This is a genomic window from Virgibacillus profundi (assembly GCF_002287375.1).
In the GTDB taxonomy this organism is placed as follows: Bacteria; Bacillota; Bacilli; order Bacillales; family Amphibacillaceae; genus Virgibacillus_K; species Virgibacillus_K profundi.
Window position 1 is genome coordinate 1 of the sequence record NZ_NPOA01000040.1, and the last position, 677, is coordinate 677.

At 42.4% G+C, this 677-nt stretch carries 1 protein-coding gene; it reads right to left on the reverse strand.

Translation table 11 applies throughout. The features are described from left to right. Window positions 1–677, reverse strand: a 677-nt coding sequence (locus CIL05_RS21455) for an Ig-like domain-containing protein (protein WP_338066962.1), incomplete at both ends; no start/stop codon positions are given.

Genomic DNA, 677 nt, shown 5'->3' on the forward strand with positions numbered 1-677 from the left:
ATACGTTTGGAATAACTTCCATCCGTTACAGCTGCCTCTCGACCATTTACTTCTACATAGTCAAGATTAGCATCTGATACAGTACCTTCAACTGTCACTGTTTCACGGTTTGTTTCATCACCATCAGCCGGATTGTCAATCGTTAATTCCGGTGCTTCTGTATCTAATGTTACTGTTACAGGAGCAGATTCACCTGTTGGTGTACCATCGAGCAGTGATACTGCCGTCAATGCATTTTCACCTTCTGTCAGTTCTGTTGGTATCGTAAAGTTACCTTCTTCGCCAACTTCAACAGAACCTACTTCTTCACCATTATTCAACAATTGAACAGTAGTTGTCGGTGAAGCAGTACCCTCAACTGTAATATCAGCTTCATTTATTAAAAGATCTTCTGCAGGTGAAGTTATCACAGGCTCTTCAACCTCATAACTCACACGTGCACGGATCATATAGTTTCCTTCAATTGCAGGTGATGCTGACCAAGCACCAGCAACTAATTGATAGCTACGCTCAGCATTTGGACCATTTTCATCTGTTGCCAAACCTGGTACGTTTGGATTTGCACCTGTTTGGATATATACCATATAGAAATCGCCTTCCACTTGAATAGCGTGTTCTCTCAGGTCAACAACTGTCCATTCATCCAAACTTCTTGTCGCTTCTGCATCAACAGGGCC